Annotated in this window: 19 protein-coding genes and 1 tRNA gene; 5 read left to right on the top strand and 15 right to left on the bottom strand. The window is 71.2% G+C overall.

What is annotated here, in order from left to right; all coding sequences use genetic code 11:
- Positions 1–1,255: 1,255 nt before the first annotated feature.
- The 8 genes from hutH to CLV67_RS00990 all read right to left on the bottom strand — a co-directional run bounded on the left by hutH (position 1,256) and on the right by CLV67_RS00990 (position 9,587).
- Positions 1,256–2,791, bottom strand: coding sequence for a histidine ammonia-lyase (gene hutH, locus CLV67_RS01025; protein ID WP_106315223.1), 1,536 nt, complete (start codon positions 2,789–2,791; stop codon positions 1,256–1,258).
- Positions 2,788–3,936, bottom strand: a complete 1,149-nt coding sequence (gene hutI / locus CLV67_RS01020) for an imidazolonepropionase (protein WP_106315222.1) — start codon at positions 3,934–3,936, stop codon at positions 2,788–2,790. Before hutI ends, hutH begins: the two co-directional genes overlap by 4 nt.
- A complete protein-coding gene (locus tag CLV67_RS01015) occupies positions 3,933–5,267 on the bottom strand; it encodes a formimidoylglutamate deiminase (RefSeq protein WP_106315221.1) in 1,335 nt (444 codons plus the stop codon). Before CLV67_RS01015 ends, hutI begins: the two co-directional genes overlap by 4 nt.
- On the bottom strand, positions 5,264–6,436 hold the full coding sequence (locus CLV67_RS01010) for an allantoate amidohydrolase (RefSeq protein ID WP_106315220.1): 1,173 nt from the start codon (positions 6,434–6,436) through the stop codon (positions 5,264–5,266). The genes CLV67_RS01015 and CLV67_RS01010 overlap by 4 nt, the downstream gene beginning before the upstream one ends.
- Entirely contained in the window at positions 6,433–8,064 is a 1,632-nt protein-coding gene (hutU, locus tag CLV67_RS01005) for a urocanate hydratase (RefSeq protein WP_106315219.1), read from the bottom strand. Before hutU ends, CLV67_RS01010 begins: the two co-directional genes overlap by 4 nt.
- Before the next feature lie 10 nt (positions 8,065–8,074).
- On the bottom strand, positions 8,075–8,920 hold the full coding sequence (locus CLV67_RS01000; protein ID WP_106315218.1) for a MurR/RpiR family transcriptional regulator: 846 nt from the start codon (positions 8,918–8,920) through the stop codon (positions 8,075–8,077).
- Between the two features lie 54 nt (positions 8,921–8,974).
- Positions 8,975–9,280: an antibiotic biosynthesis monooxygenase family protein gene (locus tag CLV67_RS00995; RefSeq protein WP_106315217.1), complete on the bottom strand. Its 306-nt coding sequence runs from the start codon at positions 9,278–9,280 to the stop codon at positions 8,975–8,977.
- A 76-nt stretch (positions 9,281–9,356) separates the two neighbouring features.
- Positions 9,357–9,587 (bottom strand): TM2 domain-containing protein, encoded by a 231-nt coding sequence (locus tag CLV67_RS00990; RefSeq protein ID WP_203736960.1) that lies wholly within the window; start codon positions 9,585–9,587, stop codon positions 9,357–9,359.
- Positions 9,588–9,682: 95 nt separating this feature from the next.
- Here CLV67_RS00990 and CLV67_RS00985 point away from each other — a divergent pair, with 95 nt between their 5' ends.
- Both CLV67_RS00985 and CLV67_RS54135 read left to right on the top strand, forming a co-directional pair.
- Positions 9,683–10,507, top strand: a complete 825-nt coding sequence (locus tag CLV67_RS00985; protein ID WP_106315703.1) for an MOSC domain-containing protein — start codon at positions 9,683–9,685, stop codon at positions 10,505–10,507.
- 65 nt (positions 10,508–10,572) lie between these two features.
- Positions 10,573–11,511 carry an expansin EXLX1 family cellulose-binding protein gene (locus CLV67_RS54135; RefSeq protein ID WP_275414888.1) on the top strand — a complete coding sequence of 313 codons (939 nt, stop codon included), beginning with the start codon at positions 10,573–10,575 and terminating at the stop codon, positions 11,509–11,511.
- A 381-nt stretch (positions 11,512–11,892) separates the two neighbouring features.
- On the opposite strand, the gene CLV67_RS00975 is transcribed toward CLV67_RS54135, so the two are convergent.
- The 3 genes from CLV67_RS00975 to speD form a co-directional block, all read right to left on the bottom strand.
- Positions 11,893–11,978, bottom strand: a tRNA-Leu gene (locus CLV67_RS00975).
- Positions 11,979–12,259: 281 nt separating this feature from the next.
- A complete protein-coding gene (gene bcp, locus CLV67_RS00970) occupies positions 12,260–12,736 on the bottom strand; it encodes a thioredoxin-dependent thiol peroxidase (protein WP_106315216.1) in 477 nt (158 codons plus the stop codon).
- A gap of 20 nt (positions 12,737–12,756) precedes the next feature.
- Complete coding sequence (gene speD / locus CLV67_RS00965) at positions 12,757–13,179, bottom strand: S-adenosylmethionine decarboxylase (protein WP_106315215.1); 423 nt, start codon at positions 13,177–13,179, stop codon at positions 12,757–12,759.
- A 295-nt stretch (positions 13,180–13,474) separates the two neighbouring features.
- On the opposite strand from speD, the gene CLV67_RS00960 reads away from it, so the two are divergent.
- A complete protein-coding gene (locus CLV67_RS00960) occupies positions 13,475–13,846 on the top strand; it encodes an Asp23/Gls24 family envelope stress response protein (RefSeq protein WP_106315701.1) in 372 nt (123 codons plus the stop codon).
- Positions 13,847–13,854: 8 nt separating this feature from the next.
- Here CLV67_RS00960 and CLV67_RS00955 read toward each other — a convergent pair whose 3' ends face one another.
- The 4 genes from CLV67_RS00955 to CLV67_RS00940 all read right to left on the bottom strand — a co-directional run bounded on the left by CLV67_RS00955 (position 13,855) and on the right by CLV67_RS00940 (position 16,671).
- Positions 13,855–14,829 (bottom strand): hypothetical protein, encoded by a 975-nt coding sequence (locus CLV67_RS00955; RefSeq protein WP_106315214.1) that lies wholly within the window; start codon positions 14,827–14,829, stop codon positions 13,855–13,857.
- On the bottom strand, positions 14,826–15,548 hold the full coding sequence (locus tag CLV67_RS00950) for a DsbA family protein (protein ID WP_106315213.1): 723 nt from the start codon (positions 15,546–15,548) through the stop codon (positions 14,826–14,828). The genes CLV67_RS00955 and CLV67_RS00950 overlap by 4 nt, the downstream gene beginning before the upstream one ends.
- Positions 15,545–16,036, bottom strand: a complete 492-nt coding sequence (locus tag CLV67_RS00945; protein WP_239166157.1) for a DoxX family protein — start codon at positions 16,034–16,036, stop codon at positions 15,545–15,547. The genes CLV67_RS00950 and CLV67_RS00945 overlap by 4 nt, the downstream gene beginning before the upstream one ends.
- Before the next feature lie 86 nt (positions 16,037–16,122).
- Positions 16,123–16,671, bottom strand: a complete 549-nt coding sequence (locus tag CLV67_RS00940) for a sigma-70 family RNA polymerase sigma factor (protein WP_106315212.1) — start codon at positions 16,669–16,671, stop codon at positions 16,123–16,125.
- A 56-nt stretch (positions 16,672–16,727) separates the two neighbouring features.
- Between CLV67_RS00940 and CLV67_RS00935 the strand changes: the two genes are divergently transcribed.
- Together CLV67_RS00935 and CLV67_RS52585 are read left to right on the top strand one after the other, a co-directional pair.
- On the top strand, positions 16,728–18,395 hold the full coding sequence (locus CLV67_RS00935; RefSeq protein ID WP_106315211.1) for a copper resistance CopC/CopD family protein: 1,668 nt from the start codon (positions 16,728–16,730) through the stop codon (positions 18,393–18,395).
- A gap of 111 nt (positions 18,396–18,506) precedes the next feature.
- A complete protein-coding gene (locus CLV67_RS52585; RefSeq protein WP_211304150.1) occupies positions 18,507–22,673 on the top strand; it encodes a hypothetical protein in 4,167 nt (1,388 codons plus the stop codon).
- The last annotated feature ends 60 nt before the right edge of the window (positions 22,674–22,733 follow it).

Below are 22,733 nucleotides of genomic sequence, written 5' to 3'. Positions count from 1 at the left end.
GTTCGCGGTATGTGCTGGTGACTCTGTCTGCGGAGGCAGCCCGAGTGCCGCCGACCCGCCTGAGATGGTCGGCACTCGACGCGCTCCGCGCTGGTCTCGACGCGCTGCTGGCTCATCTTGGCGCTCTCCGCGCTGGTCTCGCGGCTTCCCGAGCTGGGTCTCGCCGCTTTTCGGGCTGGTCTCGCCGCTTTTCGGGCTGGTCTCGCCGCTTTTCGGGCTGGTCTCAAGGCTTCTCGAGCTGGTCTCAACGCCTCTTGAGCTGGTCTCAACGCCTCTTGAGCTGCTCTCAACGCTTCTCGAGCTGGTCTCGTCGCTCTCTCGGCTGGGCTTGGCGCTCGGTGAGTTGGTTTGGCGCTCTCCGAGTCTGTCTCGATACCCTCGCGAGCTGGCCCCGCTGTCCCGGGCGGGCTACGGGGCATTCTCGGAGTCTTGCGTCACGGATGCTCGTCGCAGAGAGACTTATTGGATTTCGCCTCGGTTAGTCCCGCTGTTCGCGTCCGAAGCGACAGATCTTGTGAGGTTTGGGCGAAGCGTCCCGCCCAAACCTCACAAGATCTGTGAGGGTCGCTGGCCGGTGGCCCGTCGCCACGCCGCGCCGTCGCCCGCCGACGCTTATGTGCGGCGGATGTTGTGGGGTTCGGCCGCCATCCCGCCCTGAATCTCACTAGATCTGCTGCCAAGAAGGCGAAGCGGCGAAGCGGCGGGGGATCTTGTGCGGTTACGCCGCCCCAGCGACCATAACCTCCCAAGATCGCCGTCGGCTCTTCGGTTTGGCGGCGGGTGCGCGGTGGCCAAGGGCGACGAGGGCGCACACCTGCCGATCTGCTGAGGTTGGCGGAATGCCTGCCCGGCCCTGCCTGCCCTGCCCTGCCCGGCCCTGCCTGCCCTGCCCGGCCCTGCCTGCCCTGCCCGGCCCTGCCTGCCCTGCCCGGCCCTGCCTGCCCGGCCCGGCCTGGCCTGGCCTGGCCTAGTCAGCCTGACCTGCTCTGCCCGGCCCTGCCCGGCCCTGCCTGCCCGGCCCTGCCTGCCCGGCCCTGCCTGCCCGGCCCGGCCCGGCCCGGCCTGGCCTAGTCAGCCTGACCTGCTCTGCCCTGTCCGGCCCGGCCTAGTCAGCCTGGCCGGGCCGCCTGCTCTGATCCGCCGGCTTCGGCTGGCCATCCCTGATCCCTCGGTCGGGCCACGCCGCCGTACCGGACGGCTGGTTCAGCCAGCACGAACGAGGGGAGTGGCCCTTGGCGGAGCGGGGCTGGGGCCGTCAGCGCAGCGGACCCACCGCTTTCTCGATCTCGGCTCGCAGCGAGGGGCCGGCGACCACCGAGCGAGCCTGCTCCAGGACCGGGGCCAGGAACAGGTCCGGGCCCGGTGCCCCGGCGAACGGTTCGACGGCGGCCACCGCCGCCCGGCCCGCCGGGGACGGCACGAGCGGAGCACGCAGCTGCAGGCCCCGGACGGCGGAGAGCAGTTCGACGGCGAGGAGGCTGGTCAGGTTGTCCAGGACGATGCGCAGCTTCTTGGCGGCGGCCCAGCCCATCGATACGTGGTCCTCCTGCATGCCGCTGGTGGGCAGCGAGTCGACCGACGCCGGCGAGGCCAGCCGGCGGTTCTCGGCGACGATTCCGGCGGCCGTGTATTGGGCGATCATCAGGCCCGAGTTGACGCCGGCGTCGGGCGACAGGAACGGCGGCAGCTCGCGGGAGCGGGTCACGTCGAGCAGACGGTCGACACGGCGTTCAGCGATCGCCCCCACCTCGGCGGCCGCGATGGCGAGGTAATCGGCGGCGAATCCGAGGGGCGCCCCGTGGAAGTTGCCGGTCGACTCGACGCGGCCGTCCGGCAGCACGACCGGGTTGTCGACGACCGAGACGAGCTCCCGGCCGGAGACGGTGACGACGAAGTCGAGGGTGTCCCGGGCGGCGCCGGCGACCTGCGGGGCGCAACGCATCGAGTAGGCGTCCTGCACCGCGTGGGCCAGGTCGTCCCGATGCGAGTCCATGACCGCCGAGTTCTGCAGGAGCCGATGGATGTTGGCGGCCGACGCGGCCTGGCCGGGGTGCGGGCGGATGTCGTGCAGTTCGGGCAGGAACGGCCGTTCGGAGCCGAGCATCGCCTCGATGGCGAGGGCCGCGGTCACGTCGGCCATGGCGAACAGGTGCCCGGCGTCGGCGATCGCGAGCAGCAGCATGCCGAGCATGCCATCGGTGCCGTTGATCAGGGCGAGGCCCTCCTTGGCGGCCAGTTCGAGCGGCCGCAGCCCAGCCCCGCGCAGCGCCTCGGACCCGGCGATCCGGGAGCCGTCCTTGGCGAGCACCCAGCCTTCGCCGAGCAGCACGAGCGCGCAGTGTGCCAGCGGTGCCAGGTCGCCGGAGGCGCCGAGCGAGCCGTGTTCCGGCACCCACGGCGTGATGTCGTGGTTGAGCAGGTCGACCAGGCCCTGGGCCAGGATCGGCCGGACCCCGGAGCGGCCCAGCGCCAGCGACCGGACCCGCAGCAGCATCATTGCCCGCACCACCTCCCGCGGCATGGGCGCACCGATGCCGGCGGCGTGCGAGCGGATCAGTGCGTGCTGGAGTTCGGCCCGGCGCGACGGCTCGATCGACGTGTTGGCGAGCGCACCGAAGCCGGTGGACACGCCGTAAACGGGCCGGCCGGACGCCTCGATGCCGTCGACGATGGCCCGGCTCGTGGCCATCGCCTCCAGCGCCTCGGGGGAGATCTCGACGTGAGCGTCGGCGCGGGCGACGGCGATCACGTCCGCGGCGGAGATACCTGTGGATTGGACGGTGACGATCATTGCAGCACCCCGTTGTGCAGGACGGAACGGATCAGGGGGACGCCCGGCCGGTAGGCCAGGTGCAGGTGGGAAGGCGCGTCGAGGACGATCAGGTCGGCGCGGGCGCCGATCGAGACCCGGCCCAGGTCGGTGCGGCGCAGGGCGGTCGCGCCCCCCACGGTCGCTGCCGCGACCGCTTCGCTCGGGGTCAGACCCATCTCGCGTACGGCCAGCGCGATACAGAACGGCATGGACGACGTGTACGACGACCCCGGGTTGCAGTCGGTGGCGAGCGCCACGCTGACTCCGGCGTCCAGGAGCCGCCGCGCGTCCGGATACGGCGACCGGGTGGAGAACTCGGCGCCGGGCAGGAGCGTGGCGACGGTGTCGGACGAGGCGAGCGCGTCCACGTCGGCGTCGTCGAGGTGGGTGCAGTGGTCGGCGCTGGCCGCACCGAGTTCGACCGCGAGCCGCACGCCGGGCCCGTGACCGAGCTGGTTGGCGTGCAACCGCAGACCGAGCCCGCGCTTGGCGCCGGCCGTGAGGATGGCGCGGGCCTGCTCGCCGTCGAAGGCGCCGCGTTCACAGAACACGTCGACCCATCGGGCGTGCGGGGCGGCGGCCTCCAGCATCTCGCCGCAGACCAGGTCCACGTAGTCGTCGGGCCGATCCGAATACTCGCCGGGCACGACGTGCGCCCCGAGGAAGGTGGTCTCCTCGACGATCTCGGCGGCGATCCGCAGGGACCGGGCCTCTTCGGCGACGCTCAGGCCGTACCCCGATTTGATCTCGATCGTGGTCGTGCCCTGCCGCAGCGCCTCGCCCACCAGGCGCCGCGCATTGCGGCGCAGCTCCTCGTCGGAGGCGGCCCGCGTCGCGGCGACCGTGGTCCGGATGCCGCCGCCCGTGTAGGGCTGACCGGCCATCCGCGCCCCGAACTCGGCCGCCCGGTCGCCCGCGAAGATCAGGTGGGCGTGGCTGTCGACGAAGCCGGGCAGCACGGCCGCCCCGTCGGCGTCGAGCAGCGAGTCGGCGTCGGGCGCGGTCGAGGCGGGCCCGATCCAGGCGATCCGGTCGTCGTCGACGACGAGCGCCACGTCGTGCACGATCCCGAGTCCGGGATCGTTCGTGAACAGCTCACCGATGTTGGTGACAAGGAGGCTCATGACAGGACCTTCGCCAGTTCGCGGGGAACGTCGACCAGGGTGTGCCGGCCGTCGGCGACGATCCGCCGGCCGCCGGAGATGACATGTGTGACGTCGGCGCCGGTGGCCGCGAAAACGGCCTGGCCGGGGTGTACGCCGATGGTCCGCACGCTGGAGAGCGACACCGCGACCAGGTCGGCGCGCTTGCCGACGGCGATCGCACCGGCGTCGTCCCAGCCCAGGGCGGCGTGGTTGGCCGCCGCCGCGACGAGCGAGGCGGCCGGGAAGTGGCCGCGGGTCTCGCTGGCCAGCCGCTCGTTCATCTCCAGGCCGCGGAGTTCCTCGAACGGGTCGATCACCGCGTTGCTGTCGCTGCCCAGGCTGAGCGGGGAGCCCGCGTCGGCGAGCCGCCGGGCCGGTCCGATGCCGTCGGCCAGGTCGCGTTCGGTGGTCGGGCAGAAGCACACCCCGGTACGGCTGTCGCCGAGCAGTTTCACGTCACCGTCGGTGAGGTGGGTGGCGTGTACGGCGGTCGTGCCGGGCCCGAGAATGCCGTGTCGTTCGAGCAGCTCGGCAGGGGTGCAGCCGTGCACGGCCCGGCACTGCTCGTTCTCGGCGCGCTGTTCCGAGAGGTGTACGTGCAGCGGGTCACGGCCGGCCAGCGCCGCGAGCTGGCCGGCGGGCACCGCGCGTACCGAATGAATGGCAGCTCCTACTACGGCGTGCGGTGCCGCGCGCAGCGACGCCACCCGGTCGGCCCAGCGCAGCACGTCGCCGTCACCGAACCGTTCCTGCACGCCCTGCAGCGGTGCCCCGTCGACGCCGGCGGTCAGGTAGACCGCGTCCAGCAGCGTGATGCGGATACCGGCCTCGTCGGCGGCCTGGATGAGCGCCGCGCCCATCGCGTTCGGGTCGTCGTACCGGACGCCGCCGGGCGCGTGGTGCAGGTAGTGGAACTCGCCGACGCAGGTGATCCCGGCCAGCGCCATCTCGGCGTAGACGGCCCGCGCCAGCGCCTGGTACCCGTCGGGGTCGAGGGTCGCCGCTTTTTCGTACATCTGGTCGCGCCACGTCCAGAAGCTGCCCCGCCCGCTGTGCGTACGGCCGCGCAGCGCCCGGTGGAAGGCGTGCGAGTGCGCGTTCGCCAGTCCGGGCAGCACCAGCCCCGGCAGCGACTCGCCGTCGGCCGGAGCATCCGGAATGATCGCCGCGAACCGCCCGTTCTCGATCTCGATCCGAACATTCTCGGCGATTTCGCCGGAGGAAGCGGTCACGCCGGGAGAGCCGGGAGAGCCGGGAGAGCCGGGAGAAGAGGAGAGCCAGGCGTGCCGCGCGTGGAAGACGGACCTCATGTGAGGTCCTCCAGCACCTTGGCCAGGGCTTCGATCCCGGCCTCGCAGTCGGCGTCGGAGGCGTGCTCGGCGGGGGAGTGCGAGACGCCGGTCGGGTTGCGGACGAACAGCATCGCGGTCGGCACGTGCGCGGACATCACCCCCGCGTCGTGACCGGCCCCGGTCGGCAGGATCGGCGCGTCACCGAGCAGGCTCGAGATCCGCCGGGCCAGCTCCTCGTGGAAGGCGACCTCCCCGGTCACCGACTCGGCGGTCACGGCCAGCGCGGTGCCGTCGCGGCCGGCTCGCTCGGTGGATTTACGCACGATCTCGTCGACGACCCGATCGAGGGTGGCGGTGTCCGCCGCCCGCGCGTCGAGCCAGCCGCGGACCAGCGACGGGATGGCGTTGGTGGCGTTCGGCTCGACCTGGACGCGTCCCATGGTGGCGTGCGCGCCGCTCAGCCGGGCCTCCTTGTTGGCGGCCAGCACGGTGAACGCGAACGTCAGCATCGGGTCACGCCGGTCGGTCATCCGGGTCGTGCCCGCGTGGTCGCCGACGCCGGTGAAGTCCATCCGCCAGCGGCCGTGCGGCCAGATCGCGCTCGCCACCCCGACCGGCGTCTCCAGTGCGCGGCCCTGCTCGATATGCAGCTCCACGAGCGCGGCGATTTGTTCGATTCGCGGCTCGGGGCCGGCCGGCCGCGCACCCAGTGCTTCCTCGAACGAGATCCCGTCCCGGTCCCTGAGCGCGGCGGCCTGGTCTGGCTTGATGAAACCGGTCAAAAGCCTGGATCCGAGGCAGGGTACGCCGAAACGACCGCCCTCTTCCTCAACGAAGGCCGCGATACCGATCCTCCGGCTTTTCTCAAGACGATCCGCCGCCAGAAAGGCACTCACGATGCCCAGCGGCCCGTCGTAACCGCCCCCGTGCGGCACTGAGTCGAAATGCGACCCGGTCAGCACGGTCCCCGGCGCCCACGGCTCACCCCGCCAAGCGAACAGGTTGCCGTTGCCGTCCTCGGTCACGAGCATGTCCCGCGCCGACGCCTGCGCCCGGAACCAGTCCCGCAGCGTCAGCTCCGGCTCGGTCAGGGCGAACCGCAGGTAGCCCCCGCTGTCCGCCCGCCCGATCGGTGCGATCTCGGCCCACAGCTTGGCGAACTCGGTCATGCCCGCATCGAGAGTCATCGGTTCATCGGGATCTGGACGCCGCCGGCCGAGTGCGACTCGTACCCGGCGTCGACGTGCCGCAGCACACCCATCGCCGGGTCGTTGGTGAGCACCCGCTCGATCTTCTGCCCGGCCAGCGCCGTCCCGTCGGCCACACACACCTGGCCGGCGTGGATGCTGCGCCCGATGCCCACCCCGCCACCGTGGTGGATCGACACCCAGCTCGCCCCGGACGCGGTGTTGACCAGCGCGTTCAGCAGCGGCCAGTCGGCGATCGCATCGGAGCCGTCGAGCATCGCCTCGGTCTCCCGGTACGGCGACGCCACCGAACCGGCGTCCAGATGGTCCCGGCCGATCACGATCGGCGCGGACACCTCCCCACGCGCCACCATGTCGTTGAACCGGACCCCGGCCTTGTCCCGCTCGCCGTACCCGAGCCAGCAGATCCGCGACGGCAGGCCCTGGAACGCGACCCGCTCCCCGGCCATCCGGATCCACCGGGCCAGCGGCTCGTTCTCCGGGAACAGGTCGAGCACGGCCCGGTCGGTGGCGGCGATGTCGGCCGGATCACCGGAGAGCGCGGCCCACCGGAACGGGCCCTTGCCTTCGGCGAAGAGAGGGCGGATGTACGCCGGGACGAACCCCGGGAAGTCGAACGCCCGCTCGTAGCCGGCCAGTTTCGCCTCGCCACGGATCGAATTGCCGTAGTCGAACACCTCGGCGCCCGCGTCCTGGAACCCGACCATCGCCTCGACCTGCCGGGCCATGCTGTCGCGGGACCGGTCGGTGAACTCCTCCGGCTTGGTCCGCGCGTACTCGGCCATGTCGTCCAGTTCGACGCCGACCGGCAGGTAGCTGAGCGGGTCGTGCGCGCTGGTCTGGTCGGTGACGATGTCGATCGCGACGCCGCGGCGCAGCAGCTCCGGGAAGACCTCGGCCGCGTTGCCGACCACACCGATGGAGATCGCCGACCGGTCGGACTTCGCCTGGAGCGCCCGCGCGACGGCGTCGTCGAGGTCGGCGGCGATCACGTCGAGGTAGCGGGTGTCGACGCGGCGCTGCAGCCGGGTCCGGTCCACGTCCACGATCAGGCAGACGCCGCCGTTCATCGTCACAGCCAGCGGCTGCGCGCCGCCCATGCCGCCGCAGCCGCCGGTCAGAGTCAGGGTTCCGGCCAGGTCACCGCCGTACTTCTTCGCGGCCACCGCGGCGAACGTCTCGTAGGTGCCCTGCAGGATGCCCTGCGTGCCGATGTAGATCCACGAACCGGCCGTCATCTGGCCGTACATGGTCAGTCCCAGCTGCTCCAGCCGCCGGAACTCCGGCCAGGTCGCCCAGTCGCCGACCAGGTTCGAGTTAGCGATCAGCACGCGCGGCGCCCACTCGTGGGTGCGCAGCACACCGACCGGCTTGCCGGACTGCACCAGCAGCGTCTCGTCGTCCTTCAGCTCGTCCAGCTCGCGCACGATCGCGTGGAACGACCGCCAGTCCCGCGCCGCCTTGCCCGTCCCGCCGTAGACCACCAGGTCCTGCGGCCGCTCGGCCACGTCCGGGTCCAGGTTGTTCATCAGCATCCGCTTGGCGGCCTCCTGCGGCCACCCCTTCGCGGTGTACGCCGTACCGCGCGGCGCCCGGATCTCCGACATCGTTCCTCCCTCAGGCCATGAAAATGTGCCGGCGGGCGGCGGTGGCCTCGAACTCCTCGAGACGCCGCTGCACCGGTTCCGGGGCCGCGTCACACATCGCCTGCAGCAGCACCATGGCCATCGCCATCGGGCCGGTGTGCAGGTCGAAGACGAGCTGTGTACCCACCGCGGCGGGCAGCACCACGTCGGCGTGCTCGGCCACCGGGCTGACCGCCGAGTCGGTGATCGCGACCACCGACAGGCCGGCCGCCTTCGCCTCGCGGACGGCCTCCACCGACTCGCGCGGATAACGGGGGAGCACGATGGCCAGCATCGCACCGGCGCCGTCCGCGTGGGCCTGATCGAGCCGGTCCAGCAGACTCGTCCCGCCACCGTCGAGCACCCGCACGTCCGGGAACACCTTGGCGGCGAAATACCCGAAGTACGCCGCGAGCGGAGCCGCGGCGCGCAGGCCCAGGACCGGAAGCGGGCGACCGCCGCTCAACAGCGCGGCGGCCCGGCGTACCGCATCAAGATCTTGAAGTTGATCCTCGAGGCGCCGCAGGTGCTCCGTTTCACCGTGCACCGCACTCTGCATCGCGTTCTGTTCGGCCGGCTCGGCCGGCGCGTCCGCGGTGAGCGCCCGCAGCTCCCGCCGCAGCGCCGGATAGCCCGCGTAGCCGAGCGCCATCGCGAACCGCGTCACCGACGGCTGGCTCACCCCCGCCAGCTCGGCCACCTCGGCGGCGGACAGATAGGCCGCCTTCGCCGCGTGTTCGACCAGGCTGTGCGCGATGCGCCGCTGCGTGGGGGTGAGGCGCGCGCCCTGAAAGAGATCCAGGACGTGGCCGGCCGCTTTGACCGCTCCGTCATTCACTACAGCAGCTTATGCATAAAATCTTTCAGAAAGCCAGCATGCCATCTCTGCGGGCTATCGGGCCACCACCTCGTGATGGGTCACCGTAGTCTCCCGGTCGAGCAGGAAATCGTCGTCCTCCGGATAGAACACCGCCCGCCCGATGTCGTCACCGGCGAAACCGCGAATCACCTCCAGCGATTCCCACCAGCTCAGAGTCGTCACCTCGGCCCGGCCGTCACCCAGATCCCGGGTCCACATCTGCGCACCCAGGTTCCCCGGCGTCGCCCGGTAACCGGCCAGCCCCGTCCGCTCGATGTACGCCACGTACTCCGCGACCCGATCGGTCGCCACCCAGCCTCGCCACATCCTCGCGATCATCCGTCCAGGCTAGGTCCGTACACAGCAGACGGCCCGGACCAAAGAGGTCCGGGCCGTCGGGAAGTCGGCTGTGGAATCAGGCCACGCCGGCCACGCGCTGCGCGTTCACCGCGCGTACCTGCGCCGGAATGGTGAACAGGTCGATCAGCACGCCGATGCCGAACACGCCGACCGTCAGCAGGTACAGAATGCCGCGGCCGGTCTTGCCCAGGTAGAACTGGTGCACGCCCAGCCAGCCGAAGAAGAACCACAGCAGATAGGTGACGCCGGTCTGCTTCAGGGCCACGCCGTGGGCCGTCTGGGTCATATGAACTCTCCTGAGGAGCGCAATTGATCAAGTGGAGGGCGTGAGCGTAGTCGATCGTCAGTGCCAGCCGATACCCCGTGTGCAACGCTTACCGGATGCGGATCACCTCGCTGCACACCTACCCGGTCAAGGGCTGCCACCGCCTCGACCACAGCGAGGTCACGGTCGAGCCGTGGGGCCTCACCGGCGACCGCCGCTGGATGATCGTCGACTCCGACGGCATCGGCATCACCCAGCGCGAAGCCACCGGACTCACCCGCCTCACCGCCCGGCCACGCCCCGGTGGCCTCCGCCTCAGCGCCCCGGGAATGTCCGAGATAGATCTGCCCGAGCCGGTAGACGGCCCCGAGATCCAGGTACGGATCTTCCGCTCCTTCGGACCGTTGCCCGTCCGCATCGCCGACACCGCCTGGGTGTCCGCCCTCCTCGGCCGCGACGCACGCCTGATCTGGCAGCCCGATCCCACCACCCGCCCCATCAGCGGAACCCGGCGGCCCGACGACGGCGGCAACCTCGCCGACGGCTACCCGGTCTCCCTCGCCGGCGCCGCCTCCCTCGACGCCGTCAACGACTGGCTCGCCGAAAGCGGCGACGAACCCGTACCCATCCACCGCTTCCGCCCCAACCTCGTCCTCACCGGCGCACCCGCCTGGGCCGAGGACGACTGGCTCGGCCACCGCCTCCGCATCGGCGACGTCACCTTCCACGTCGCCCAGCCCTGCGGCCGATGCCTCGTCACCACCATCGACCAGGAGACCGGCGAGACCGGCCGCCAGCCGCTGCACGTCCTCGGCCGTCACCGCCGAATCGGCAACAAGCTCCTGTTCGCCGTCAACCTGCTCCCCGAACTGCCCGCCGGCCAGAACGCCCGCATCCGCATCGACGACCCCGTCACCCTCCTGGACCACACGCAGGAGTGACAGCGCCTTAGGAGTGTCTTAGAAGATTTGCCCCCGGCGACCCCCGGCGAGCAGGATGCCAGGTCGTGAGTGCTCATCGACCCCGCTTCAGTGTCCGATGGCTCGCCGCCGGCGGCGCCGCCGTCATCGCCGGCATCCTCGGCGTCGCCATGCTCCTGCACGACAGCGGGGCGGCCTGCGCCGCGCCACCGAGCACCACCCAGAAAACCGGCAAGGCCACCTTCTACGACCTGGCCGGAACTTCCGGCAACTGCTCGTTCGAGGTTCCCGCCGACGACCTCTACGTCGCCCTCGGCCCGTCGCAGTACTCGTCAGGCGCTTCCTGCGGCGCCTACCTCGACGTCACCGGCCCCAAGGGCAAGGTCCGCGTCAAGGTCTTCGACTCCTGCCCCGAATGCCCCGCCGGCCACCTCGATCTGAGCCGTACCGCGTTCAAGAAGATCGGCAACGAGATCGACGGCATCATCCCGATCAAGTACAAGCTGGTCACCAACCCCGCCACCCCCGCGCCCATCAGCGTGCGCATCAAGGAGGGCGCGTCGCGGTACTGGTTCGCGGCCCGCATCGACAACCACGCGAACCTGCTCTCCTCCGTGAAGGTGGCCAGCGGCAGCGGCAGCTTCAAGACCGCCAACCGCACCGACTACAACTACTGGCTCATCGACGCCGGTGCGGGCCCGGGACCTTACAAGATCAAAATCACCGATGTGTACGGCAACACGACCACCGTCACCGGCATCAAGATGTCCCCCGGCACCGTCCAGAAGACCGGCACCCGCATGACCGGCGGCTCCACGACCGTCACCACCACCCAGAAGGCCAAGAACCCCGCCGCCAAGCCCAGCACCTCTGCCGCCGCCAAGGCCAAGCCCTCCGCGCCGTCCCCCTCGGCCTCCACGGCGGCCCCACTGACCGAGTCGACCACCGCGGCCACCGCCGACACCCCGGCCGATCAGCCTGCCGTCGACCTGGCCGCCGCCGAACCGGCCGCCCCCTCCTGCTGACGCCGACCCGCCATCGCGTGTGGTGAGTTGCGGTTCGTGGGTTGGCGTAGGTCACCACGTAGGCGGGTTCGCGCCTGCGTGTGGTGAGTTGCGGTTCGCGGATGGGTGTAGGTCGCCACGCAGCCGGGTTCGCGCCTGCGTGTGGTGAGTTGCGGTTCGCGGGTGGGTGTAGGTCGCCACGCAGCCGGGTTCGCGCCTGCGTGTGGTGAGTTGCGGTTCGTGGGTGGGCGTAGGTCGCCACGCAGCCGGGTTCGCGCCTGCGTGTGGTGAGTTGCGGTTCGCGGGTGGGCGTAGGTCGCCACGCAAGAGTGCGCCCCGCTGGATGTGGTGATCTGTGCCCGTATGCGGGCCGCAAGTCACCACGCTCGAGGGTGAAGAGTGTGGTGCGGAAGAGGGGATTCGAACCCCTACGCCCTCTCGGACACCGGGACCTAAACCCGGCGCGGCTGCCGTTACGCCACTTCCGCCCGTTTGCCCGTCGGGGCAACTCGTTGGCAGCAGTCTAAACGGTCGGTGCCTTTGATGGTCTCTCGGTGGCCGTCGATTGCCCCTGCCGGGTTGCGGGTGTGCGCAAGGAGAGCCGGAAACCGTGCACGGCGGCCGCCTTGCGGGTTGGTACCGCATGACGGCCGCCGTGAGATCCGGGATTCGCCGGGCCGGAAAGGATTGCGAATCGTCCTCACCATCGGCCGGTGTCGCCCGGAGTTAGGGCTTTTCCGCTGACTTTTCCGATCAGCGGGACGGGAACTCAGTCGAGACCGAGGTCGCGGCGCAGTTTGGCGACGTGCCCGGTGGCCTTGACGTTGTAGAGGGCGCGCTCGATGACGCCCTTCTCGTCGATGACGAAGGTGGAGCGGATCACGCCGGTGACGGTCTTGCCGTACAGCTGCTTCTCGCCGAAGGCGCCGTAGGTCGTGAGTGTGCTCTTGTCCTCGTCGCTGACCAGCGGGAACGTGATGGCGTCGTGCTCGCGGAACTTGGCGAGCTTGGCCGGCTTGTCGGGGGAGATGCCGACGACCTCGTATCCGGCGGCCTGCAGTGAGGCGAGCGAGTCGCGGAAGTCGCAGGCCTGCTTGGTGCAGCCGGGCGTCATGGCGGCCGGGTATGCGTACAGCACGACCTTGCGCCCGCGCAGGTCGGAGAGGGTGAGGCTGTCGCCGGTGTCGGTGGGCAGGGTGAAGTCGGGCGCGGCGTCGCCGGCGCTGAGACGCACGTTGTCTGTCATGGAACCGACCCTAGTGCGGATCAGCCGGGAATCCGTTGCGCGCTCCACAGGCGTCGTGCCGCGGTGAGGTCGCGGGGCCATTCCTCGCCGCGCCTGGTGAAGGTGCGTTCGGTGATCTCGTAGTCGCCGACGAGGCGGTGGAATTCGCTGAGCACGTCCTCTTCGCGGAACGGTTTGCAGGAGAAGATGTTGACGAAGATCTCCCGTAGGTGTGGGTACGTGTGCATGGCGGCGTGCGATTCGGCGAGGATGACGACGGCGGATTTCCCCGCTTTCTGGGGCGGGCCGTGCTCGGTGGCGACCAGGGGCCCGGCGATGACGGTCATGCCGATGCGGGTGACCAGGTCGCGCATGAAGCGGGTGAGGGCGGCGTCGTCGTCGAGGAGCCTGGTGTCGGCTATCCCGGAGAGCCGGAGGGTGAGTTCGTCGCCGTAATGGTCCATCGCTCCTCCTCGAACAATTGCAATGACTGAACGTTAGCAATTGGTGACGATGCGTGGCCGGGGTCGGCTGTGCCAATTATTGACACCTGTGGAATCCGTTTCCGTGGCCATTCCGGTGGGGCGGAAGTGAATCCCGGAATGCCGGTCGGGAACGGAAACGGCACCATTCGGCAGGACGTTCTGCGCACCGAGTACCAGCCTCCGCGTGATTCTCCCGGCCCGGACCGGGATGGCACGGTCGCACCGTGCGGAAGTACGCTGCGCGGCACAGGCGTCGAGAGTGGAGATCAGCGCGATGAGCGAGGCTACGGACCCCACGACCCAGGCGGGCACCACCACCGTCTCCAGCGAGGTCGTCGAGAAGATCACCGTTGCGGCAGCGAAGGCCGTGCCGGGTGTCGCGGAGCTGGGCGGTGACGTGGCCCGCTTCTTCAACAGCGTTCTCGACAAGGTCGGCCTCGACACGGTCGGCGACGCGAGCCGCGGCGTGTCGGCGAAGGTGACCGGCAGCGATGTGACGGTCAGCGTGGTGCTGGTCCTGGAGGCCGGCCGGGTGGTGGCCGAGGTCACCGCCGCGGTCCAGCAGGCGGTCACCGCGGCCCTTCAGGGTTACGGCCTGAACGTGCTGGCCGTCAACGTGAACGTGGACGACATCGCGGGAGTCTGAAGAGAATTTCAGGCCGGAACGGGGTCGGGCAGGGCGGCGCGGAGCCGGAGAACTCCGGTGACCGCCAGGCCGCTGCCCACTCCGACGGCGACCGCGACCGCGGCCCGGGGGAACCATCCGGGGCCGGCGGAGGGGACCACGGAGGCGAAGAACACGTCGGCGCCTCCGAATCCGGCGAAGGCGGCCAGCACGAACCCGGCCAGCGTCAGATAGAACGGCGGGTGGCGCCAGGCGGCCGCGCAGGCGAGCAGCGCCGCCAGAATCGGGACGCCGGCCCAGCCCGCGCCGTCCAGGGCGCTCGTCACCACGTACGCCATGGTCATGAGGCCGCCGAAGAGCGCGAGCGGACCGGCCGACCGGGACCACCGCCGTGCGAGAAAGACGACGGCGAGGCCCAGCAGCGCCGCGCCGGACCACCAGGCCCAGGCCGCCGGGGGCGGCTCGTAGTCGAGCGTGCCCTGGATCTCGAACGTGCGCACCTGGTCGCGCAGCGGCACGCTCCATTCGCGGAGGCGGTGCGGCCGGTCGGGTGCGGCGGTGACTTCGGCGGGCAGGGCGGCCTCGGTCCATCGGGTGCGCTGGTCGTGCCAGCGGACCCCGGTGTCGCCGGAGATCTTGCGCCAGGTGGGCGCGGTGGTCGGATCGGCGGCGGGTGGGACGGTGGCCTCGCCGGTCAGGGTCTCATTGAGGTACGTCGCGGGCGAGGCGGTGTTCTCGTAGGTGCCGTCCGGACGTACCTCGAGATAGGGCTCGCCGGAGTAGCCGAGGATCTCGACGGCCCGTCCGCTGTCGTTGCGCAGTTCGAGGCGCGCGCCGCCCTCGACGACCCGGACGGTGACGCCGTCCATCGGGTTGCTTAGCCCGGTGACGGTAACCCGGTAGTCGCTGACCGAGGTGGTGTCCCCGGCGTGCGCGAACGCGGGGGTGGCCGGCACGAGGATCGCGCCGGCCACCGCGAGGAGCGCGTTGAGGAGCCGTCTCACCCGGTGGCCTTTTCGATGGCCTGGGTGACGGTCTCGGCCGTGGGATCGGTGACCTGCTCGCCGTTCACCGTGATGGTCGGTGTGCCGCTGAAGCCCTTCGCGGAGAACTTCTCGGTGACCTGTGTCGCCCATGCCTTGTACGTTCCCTCGTTGACCGCGTCGACGAAAGTGGCGTCGGTCAGCCCGGCCGAGGCGGCCAGCTCGATCATCTTCGCGTCGGTGAGGCCGGTGGTGTTCTCCTCGGGCCGGTTGGCGTAGAGGGCGTCGTGGAACTCGGTGAACTTGCCGGCCTGTCCGGCGGCCGCGGATGCGGCGGCGGCCCGGGTGGAGTACTCGGCGCCCTTCGAGAACCGGTCCAGGATCGCCACGGGATGGAATCGTAGGGTGATCCGGCCCTCGCCGGCGAGCTGCTTGAGGGCAGGCCCGGTGGTCTGCTCGAAGTTGCCGCACGCCGGGCACATGAAGTCCTCGTAGACGTCGACCGTGACCGGTCCGCTGCCGACGGCGAACGCTGAGCCGTCGTCGACGGCCGCGCTCGGGACGACGAGTTCGCCCTCGTCCTGCCCGGTAAGGGTGGTGTAGCCGATCAGGCCGGCCACGAAGAGGACCAGGACCACCGCCACGGAGGTCCACAGCGTCACGGCGCGGCGCCGTTCGGCCGCCTTCTGGTCGGCGACGACCTGCCGCGCCAGGGCGGCGCGGTCCTTGCCCTTGCTCATCGTTCCCCCAGGAGAAGACCGTCGAGTGAGAACCGGGTCCGGGGCCGCCACACCAGGAGTCCGGAGAGTGCCACGAACACCACGTCACGCAGGATGTCGACGCCGTACGCGGTGGTCTCGCCGGCGCCCAGTTCGCCGCCGTCGCTGAAGCAGCCGCAGTCGATCCGCAGTCCCTCGGCCCACGCCCAGGAGATGCCGGCGATGAAGATCACCATGAGGATCGCGGAGATGGCGGCGGTCAGCCGGGTCGCGAGGCCGGACAGCAGGAGCAGTCCGATCGCGATCTCCAGGAACGGCTGAACGGCCCCGACGACCTTGGCGGTGTCGTAGGACATCAGCTGATAGGCGTTGACGGCGCGGGCTGACGCGGCGAGGTCACCGACCTTGAGGCCGCCGGCGATCAGCCAGACCGCGGCCAGGCCGAGCCGGGCCACCGTGGAGATCCACGGCCAGGCGGCCGGCATCCGGCTCTGCCGTGCGGTTTCCATGGTCACACCTTGTTGGTCGGCGTCCGTCGTGTTCCGGTTCCCGACAATTCTGACTCGTGGGTGTGAGGAGGAAAGGGCCGGAAGTCCTAACTCGCCCGGGCCTGTGCCACCGCGGTGATGAGTTCGTCGCGGGCACGGGCCACCCGGGAGCGGATCGTGCCGACCGGGACCTCCTCGACCTCGGCGGCCTCCGCGTAAGACAGCCCGAGCACCTGGGTCAGCAGGAACGCGGTGCGCCGCTCCTCACTGAGCCGGCCGAGCAGGTCGGCGCTGCTGAGCCGATGTGCCGGATCGGGAACGGGCGCCTCGGTGAGGGCCTGCACGGCGAGCCGGGTGTCGAGCCGCCGGCGGCGCACCACCGAGCGCAGGTGGTCGGCGCAGGTGCGACGGGCGATGCCGAGCAGCCAGGTGCGTACGCTCGAGCGTCCCGCGAAGGTGTCGAGTGCCCGGAACGCCCGCAGGAAGGTCTCCTGGGTCAGGTCGTCGGCAGCGCCCGGGTCGACCAGCGCGGCGGTGAACCGCCAGACCTCCGTCTGGGTGGCGCGCACGAACGCGGCCTGTGCCGCCCGGTCACCGTCGCGGGCCGCCAAGGCCAGTGCGGTGGTCTCGTCCGTTTCTCCGTCACCTGCCGTCACGAGGCGTTATGGTACGCGCTCAGCCGCCTCGATCGAGGATCTGGAACCATGGCGGGATGCCAGTCATGACCGTGGACCGCCGCCGGGTGACAACTGTGCTGGTCGCGCTGCTGTTCGGAGTTTTCGGGTCGCTGCTGACCTCGGCTCCTGCCAGTGCACACGCCGCCCTGACGGCCAGCGACCCGGCCAACGGCTCGGTGGTGCCGGACGCCCCGAACCGGGTGACCCTGACCTTCAGCGAGTCGGTCCAGCTCATCGCCGGCAAGATTCGCGTGCTGGCGCCCGACGGCTCCCGTGCCGATCAGGGCGAGCCGACGGTCAGCGGCTCCGAGGTGACGATCCCGCTGCGCACCGGCGGCGGTCGCGGGACCTACCTGGTCAGCTACCGGGTCACCTCGGCGGACAGCCACCCGGTGGCCGGCACGATCACGTACTCGGTCGGTGCGGCGTCGACGCCGCCGTCGGCGGACTCCGAGGCCGACGTCACGGTCGACCCGGTGGTCAAGGCGCTGATCCCGGTCGGAAAATATCTGGGGTACGCCGGACTCATCCTCCTGGTCGGCCCGGTGCTGGTCCTGGCGCTGCTGTGGCCGCACCGGCTGGACCGGCGCGGACCCGGCCGGCTGATCTGGACCGGCATCGGACTGGTCGTCGGCAGCACCCTGCTCGGGCTGTGGCTGCAGGCGCCGTACACGCTCGGCTCCGGCCTGTTCGACGTGACCGTGGACGACATCCGGACGGTGCTCGGCAGCACCTTCGGGGCGGTCATGCTGGTCCGTCTCGGCGTGGTCACGGCCGCCGCCTTCCTGCTGCGCCCGCTGCTCACCGGTCCCGGCGGCGGCGAGTCACGGCTCGACCTGGCGCTGCTCGGCGTGCTGGGCGTGGCGGCCCTGGCGACGTGGCCGCTGACCGGTCACCCGACGGCCTCCCCGGTGGCCGGGGTGTCGGTCGTGATCGATGCCCTGCACCTGGGCGCGGTGGCCGTCTGGGTGGGTGGTCTGGTGATGCTGCTCGGCTTCCTGCTGCCCCGCGCCAACGGCCGCGAACTCGGCGCGATCCTGCCGATCTGGTCGCGCTGGGCGATGGCCGCGGTCGGCGCGCTGATCTTCGCGGGCGTGGTGCAGTCGCTGATCGAGGTGTCCAACATCGATGGCCTGATCAACAGCACGTACGGCCGGATGATCCTCGCCAAGATCGGTCTCGCGGCCGTGGTGATCGGCATCGCGGCCTTCTCCCGCAAGCTGGTCAACTCGCGTGCGGCCGAGGATTCGCCCGGCCCGCTGCGCAAGATCGTGATGGCCGAGCTGGCGATCATCGCGGTGATCCTCGGGGTGACGTCGTTCCTGGTCCAGGAGCCGCCGCCGAGGACCGTGCAGGCCGCCGAGGTCGGCACCAGCACCCCGAGCACGATCTCCGAGACGCTCACCAGCCAGAACATGTCGCTGCAGGTCAGCGTCTTCCCGGCCAAGGTCGGAAACAATTCGATTCATCTGTACGCCTACACGCTCGACAGCAAGCCGCTGCCGGTCGTCGAGTGGAAGGCGACCGCGTCGCTGCCGGCCAAGGGCATCGAGGCGATCGAGATCCCGCTGCTGCGGATCACCGACTTCCACGCCATCGGTGACATCGCGCTGCCGCAGGCGGGGGAGTGGACGTTCAAGTTCACCGCCCGGACGACCGAGATCGATCAGAGCAACCTGACCATGACCGCCAAGATCTCCTGACGTACGACCGCGTTTCATATCTATCGGGGGCACGCGTGCCCATTTGACCACTTTGGGGTTATTTGCATCTGTATGGTCTCCGCAGTACCGCCCGGGAAGGGGGAGACACAGATGCGGGTGTTCCGCACGATCCTCGGCATGTTGTTACTGACCACCGGACTGCCGGCACTGCTGGCCGGTGGCGGCCTCTGGGCGGTCATGCAGCACCGCGATCCCGGCGGCGCGTTCAGTGGCGAGCTGCAACGGCTCACCGTCCCCGGGTACGCCGTGATCGTCCCCGACATCGACCAGTTGCTGCGCGACGACGTGCCGTTCGCCCGTATCGGCGACACTCAGCTGCGGCTCTCCGCCGCCACCGTCGAGGGCCGGGCCTTCCTCGGCCTCGCCCCCTCCGACGAGGTCGCGCGTTACCTGACCGGGGTCCCGTTCAGCCAGATCGACGCCGTCGACATCGGCACCGGCGCCCTGCCCGTCACCACGACCCGTGCTGGTGGACGCCAGGCGCCCGCCGGACCACCCGGACAACAGGGATTCTGGACCGCCAGCGGCGTCGGCCAGATCAGCCTCACCCCCGCTGAGCTGGGCGATCGCCCGTACAGCCTGGTATTGATGAATGCTGACGGCGGCCCCGTCATGCGCCTCGCCACCATCGCCGAGATCCGCCCCGGCTGGCTCGGCCCCAGCACCTGGGGGCTGCTCACCCTCGGCACCCTGCTGGTCATGCTCGGCGTGACCGTACTGGTCTGGCCCGGCCGCCGCCGCGAGGTCGTCTACGTCGTCGAACCCAGCCAGGTCCCCGAACTCATGCACGCCATCGGCGCCCCGCTCCCGCTCCCCGGCGGCCTCGCCTACTTCGCGGGCGGCCGCTCCGGTGGCGCACACCGCCCCCGAACCCTCGCCGACTCCCGCCCCCGGCCTCCGGCGCTGCCGCAGTTCGCCTGGCCACCCAACGCGCCGGAGCTCCCTTCCGGCCGGGCGGTCCCGCTCAACGCCGCAACCCTCACCAACCCCCTTCCCAGCGGTACGCCCACCGACGTCCCGTTCGACGCGACACCCGCCCGGGCCGCGACCCTGACCCATGCGGCCGACGGCGTCTCCGCCGGGCCGGTGTCCGGTTCCCCGGCCGCCAGCGGATCCGCCGCGATCGCCGCCTCCGGTTTTCCCGGTCCTGCCGGTTCCCCCGGTTCGCTCGCGAGCCCGGCCGCTTCCGCCAGTCCCGCCGATTCCGTTGGGGCTCCCGCGGGTTCTGTTGGGGCTTCCGCGGGTTCCGCCGCGGGTCCTGTCGGTTCCGTGGGTCCTACCGGTTCCGCGGGTCCAGCCGGTTCCGCTGCCGGTCGCGTGGGTGCGGCCGCCGGGTTCGCCGCGGGTTCGGCCTTCACCGGAGGCTCGGCCGCCGCCCTCACCGGAGGCTCTGCTGCCGCGCTCGCTGGAGGCTCGGCCGCCGCCTTCGCTGGAGGCTCGGCCCCCGCCGGACCGGCAGGTGCGCACACTCCGGCCCCGGGCCAGCCGCTCAACCTGCTCGGCGACACCCCGGCCATCGCCGGACTGCAGCCCGGCACCGTCCCGTCCCGCCGCGGCGAGCGCCGCCCCACCGCCGCTGATCTGCCGCAGTTCCAGGCCACAGCGGTCGGCGCCTGGGTGGCCGCGACCGCGCCCGAACGCGCCCGCCAGACCGAAGCCCGGGCCGCCGCCCGCCTCGCCGAGGCCGCCCGCCGCAACGCCGGCAAGTTCACACCCACCCAGCCCGGCAACCGCAACATGTCGGCGAACGCCCGCATCCCGATCGCCGCCCCCCGCCGCGACACCGGCGAGATCCCGGCCACGGGCCACACCCGCCCGGAAACCCTCGAGGACACACCGACCCTCACCGGCCGCACGACCACCCCCGCCCGTGAAGATGCGGACGACAAGGCGAACGTCGCCGAGCTGAGCGGGTCCGTCGATCAGGCGGTTGGCGCGATTCTCGACGCAACCGCCGGTCAGGGGAACGACGCGGAGGTCAGCGACACCGGCGATCAGCCGGCCACTGCCAAACCCGCCGGTAGCGGCACGACGGCACCCACGGAAGTCGCCGGCCGGGTCCATGCCGCCGCTGCCCCGGTCGCCACCCCCGCGAGAGACACCACCGCGGAATCGGGCCACCCAGCGAAGAAGGCGTTCCAAGAGATCCAGCAGCCGGACTCGGCCACCAGCCGCGTCGATGCCACTCCCGATGCGGCACGCCAGGACGGCTCGGCGGCTTCCGCCGCCAATGCCGACACCGGCACCTCGGCCGACACCGGCACCTCGGCCGACACCGGCACCTCGGCCGACACCGGCACCTCGGCCGACACCGGCACCTCGGCCGACACCGGCACCTCGGCCGACACCGGCACCTCGGCCGACACCGGCACCTCGGCCGACACCGGCACCTCGGCCGACACCGGCACCTCGGCCGGTGACGTTACCGCGGCCAGCGCCGACAACCCCGCCGGCACCAGCACCGTTGCCGACCGGGACGCCGCCTCGGGGCAGCAGGTCCCGGCACAGACGGCACCTGTCGCTTCGCGGATCGCACTGTGGACCGGCCCGGCAGCGACCGACTGGATCGCCACCGGCATCACCGATATCGTCCCGAGCCCTGCTCCCCGTCCAAGCCCACGGCCATCCCCGAAGCCCGCCGCCGAACGGCCCGCGAACCCGGCTCCGGCGACCAGCGCGGATCGGACCGCAGCCGTCGAAGCGACCGGCCTGGTCAGCACGGCCGACGCTTCACCACCGGAACGGACCGCCGACCAGCACCCGCCGCGTGACCAGCAGACCCCGGGGCCGGTCCCCGGCACGATCGGCTCACCGCCGGAATGGCCGTTGATCAGCAACCCCACGAGCGGTGTCGCCGCTCGCGACGACAAGGCCGCGGCCGACCCAACGTCCGTCACGGCCTCCACCACCGGCTCAGGCGAGGCGGGCCACGACCCGGCGACGGCGCGGCCGGCTGAAGGCGGATCCGTGTCGGAATTGTCGGAGGGCAAGGCCGAACCCCAGCCGGCGCCCGAAGGCGGCACCCGGCCCGGGACCGCCGTGGCCGAAGGCGGATCAGAGCCGGCCCAGCAGCCCATCGTTCCGCTTCCGGCCGGTCCGGCTTCGCCTCGCCCGGGAGACCGCAGGGCGGGCAGCGCCACGACCGGATCGACGACCAACGTGCGGCAGGCCGGCCCCCGTGCGTCGCTGCACGCCGAGGAGGCCGGAGACCTGATCCCAGACCAGTCCGGATCGTCCGCCGAGCGTGAAGGTTCCGGTGACGATCGGAACGCCGCGACCCCGGAACGGGCTGTCACGGCTCGCGAGGTGTCCACGATCACCGAGAACCGGCCGCAAACCGCTCGCCCGGAGCCGACACGGCCGCTGCCCCGGCCGGGCGGCGAACGGCGCTCCATGCACACGGTCGAAGCCGACGGTCTCGGGGCGCTGCCGAAGAAGCCCGCCCCGGTTCCGACGCAGGGAACCACGGCCGCCGACCGAGGAAAGCCGGGGATCGCGGCCCAGACCCCAGCCGTCGACGTAAAGCCCGAGATCGCAGCGCAGACCTCGGCCGGCAACATGAAGCCTGGGATCGCAGCGCAGACCTCGGCCGGCAACATGAAGCCTGGGATCGCGGCGCAGACCTCAGCCGGCAACATGAAGCCTGAGATCGCGGCGCAGACCTCAGCCGGCCGCGGGAAGCCCGGGGCCGCCGCGGAGAAGGCGGTCGTGGCGGCGTCCGGGACAAAGGCGCTGAACGCCCCGACTGCCGAGACCACCGCGGCGGAGCCGGTGCAGGCAGATACGGTGACGGACGCCGTCGCGCCGGGCGAGGCTGAGACGGTGACTGACGCCGATCGTGACCGGCGGCCGGACGCGGACAAGGCGCCCGGGCGGCCGCGGAAGGCGGCCGGACGGAAGCCCGGTGACGATCAGCTGCTGGCGCGGGCTCAGAACCGGGCCAGCGGGAAGCCCACGACCGCACGGCCGGCTCCGGCCGCGCGACGGGTGCCCGCCGCATGGATCAAGGCGGCCGAGTCGATGGCCGCCCGGACCGGCCAGGCCGGTGACGGGACCGCTCCGGCCGTACCGGAGAAGGGCGAGACCACCGGGAAACCGGAAGCGGCCGGAGCGAAGAGCGGCGAGGCGGCCCGGCCGCTCAGCTACCGCGAGGAGGCGGCCGAGCTGCTCGGGGGCGGCGAACGCCGGCGCCGCCGGACGGTTTCCGGCCGCAACCGTCCGAAGCCCGACCCGGGCGGGGACGACACCGGGCGCTAGACCGAGAGCAGAACAGGGCCGTCCCGGAAGGGGCGGCCCTTTGCTTTGCGGTCAGGAAGT

It is taken from the genome of Actinoplanes italicus (assembly GCF_003001815.1).
Lineage (GTDB): Bacteria > Actinomycetota > Actinomycetes > Mycobacteriales > Micromonosporaceae > Actinoplanes > Actinoplanes italicus.
This window is presented reverse-complemented; position numbering and strand designations above follow the sequence as displayed.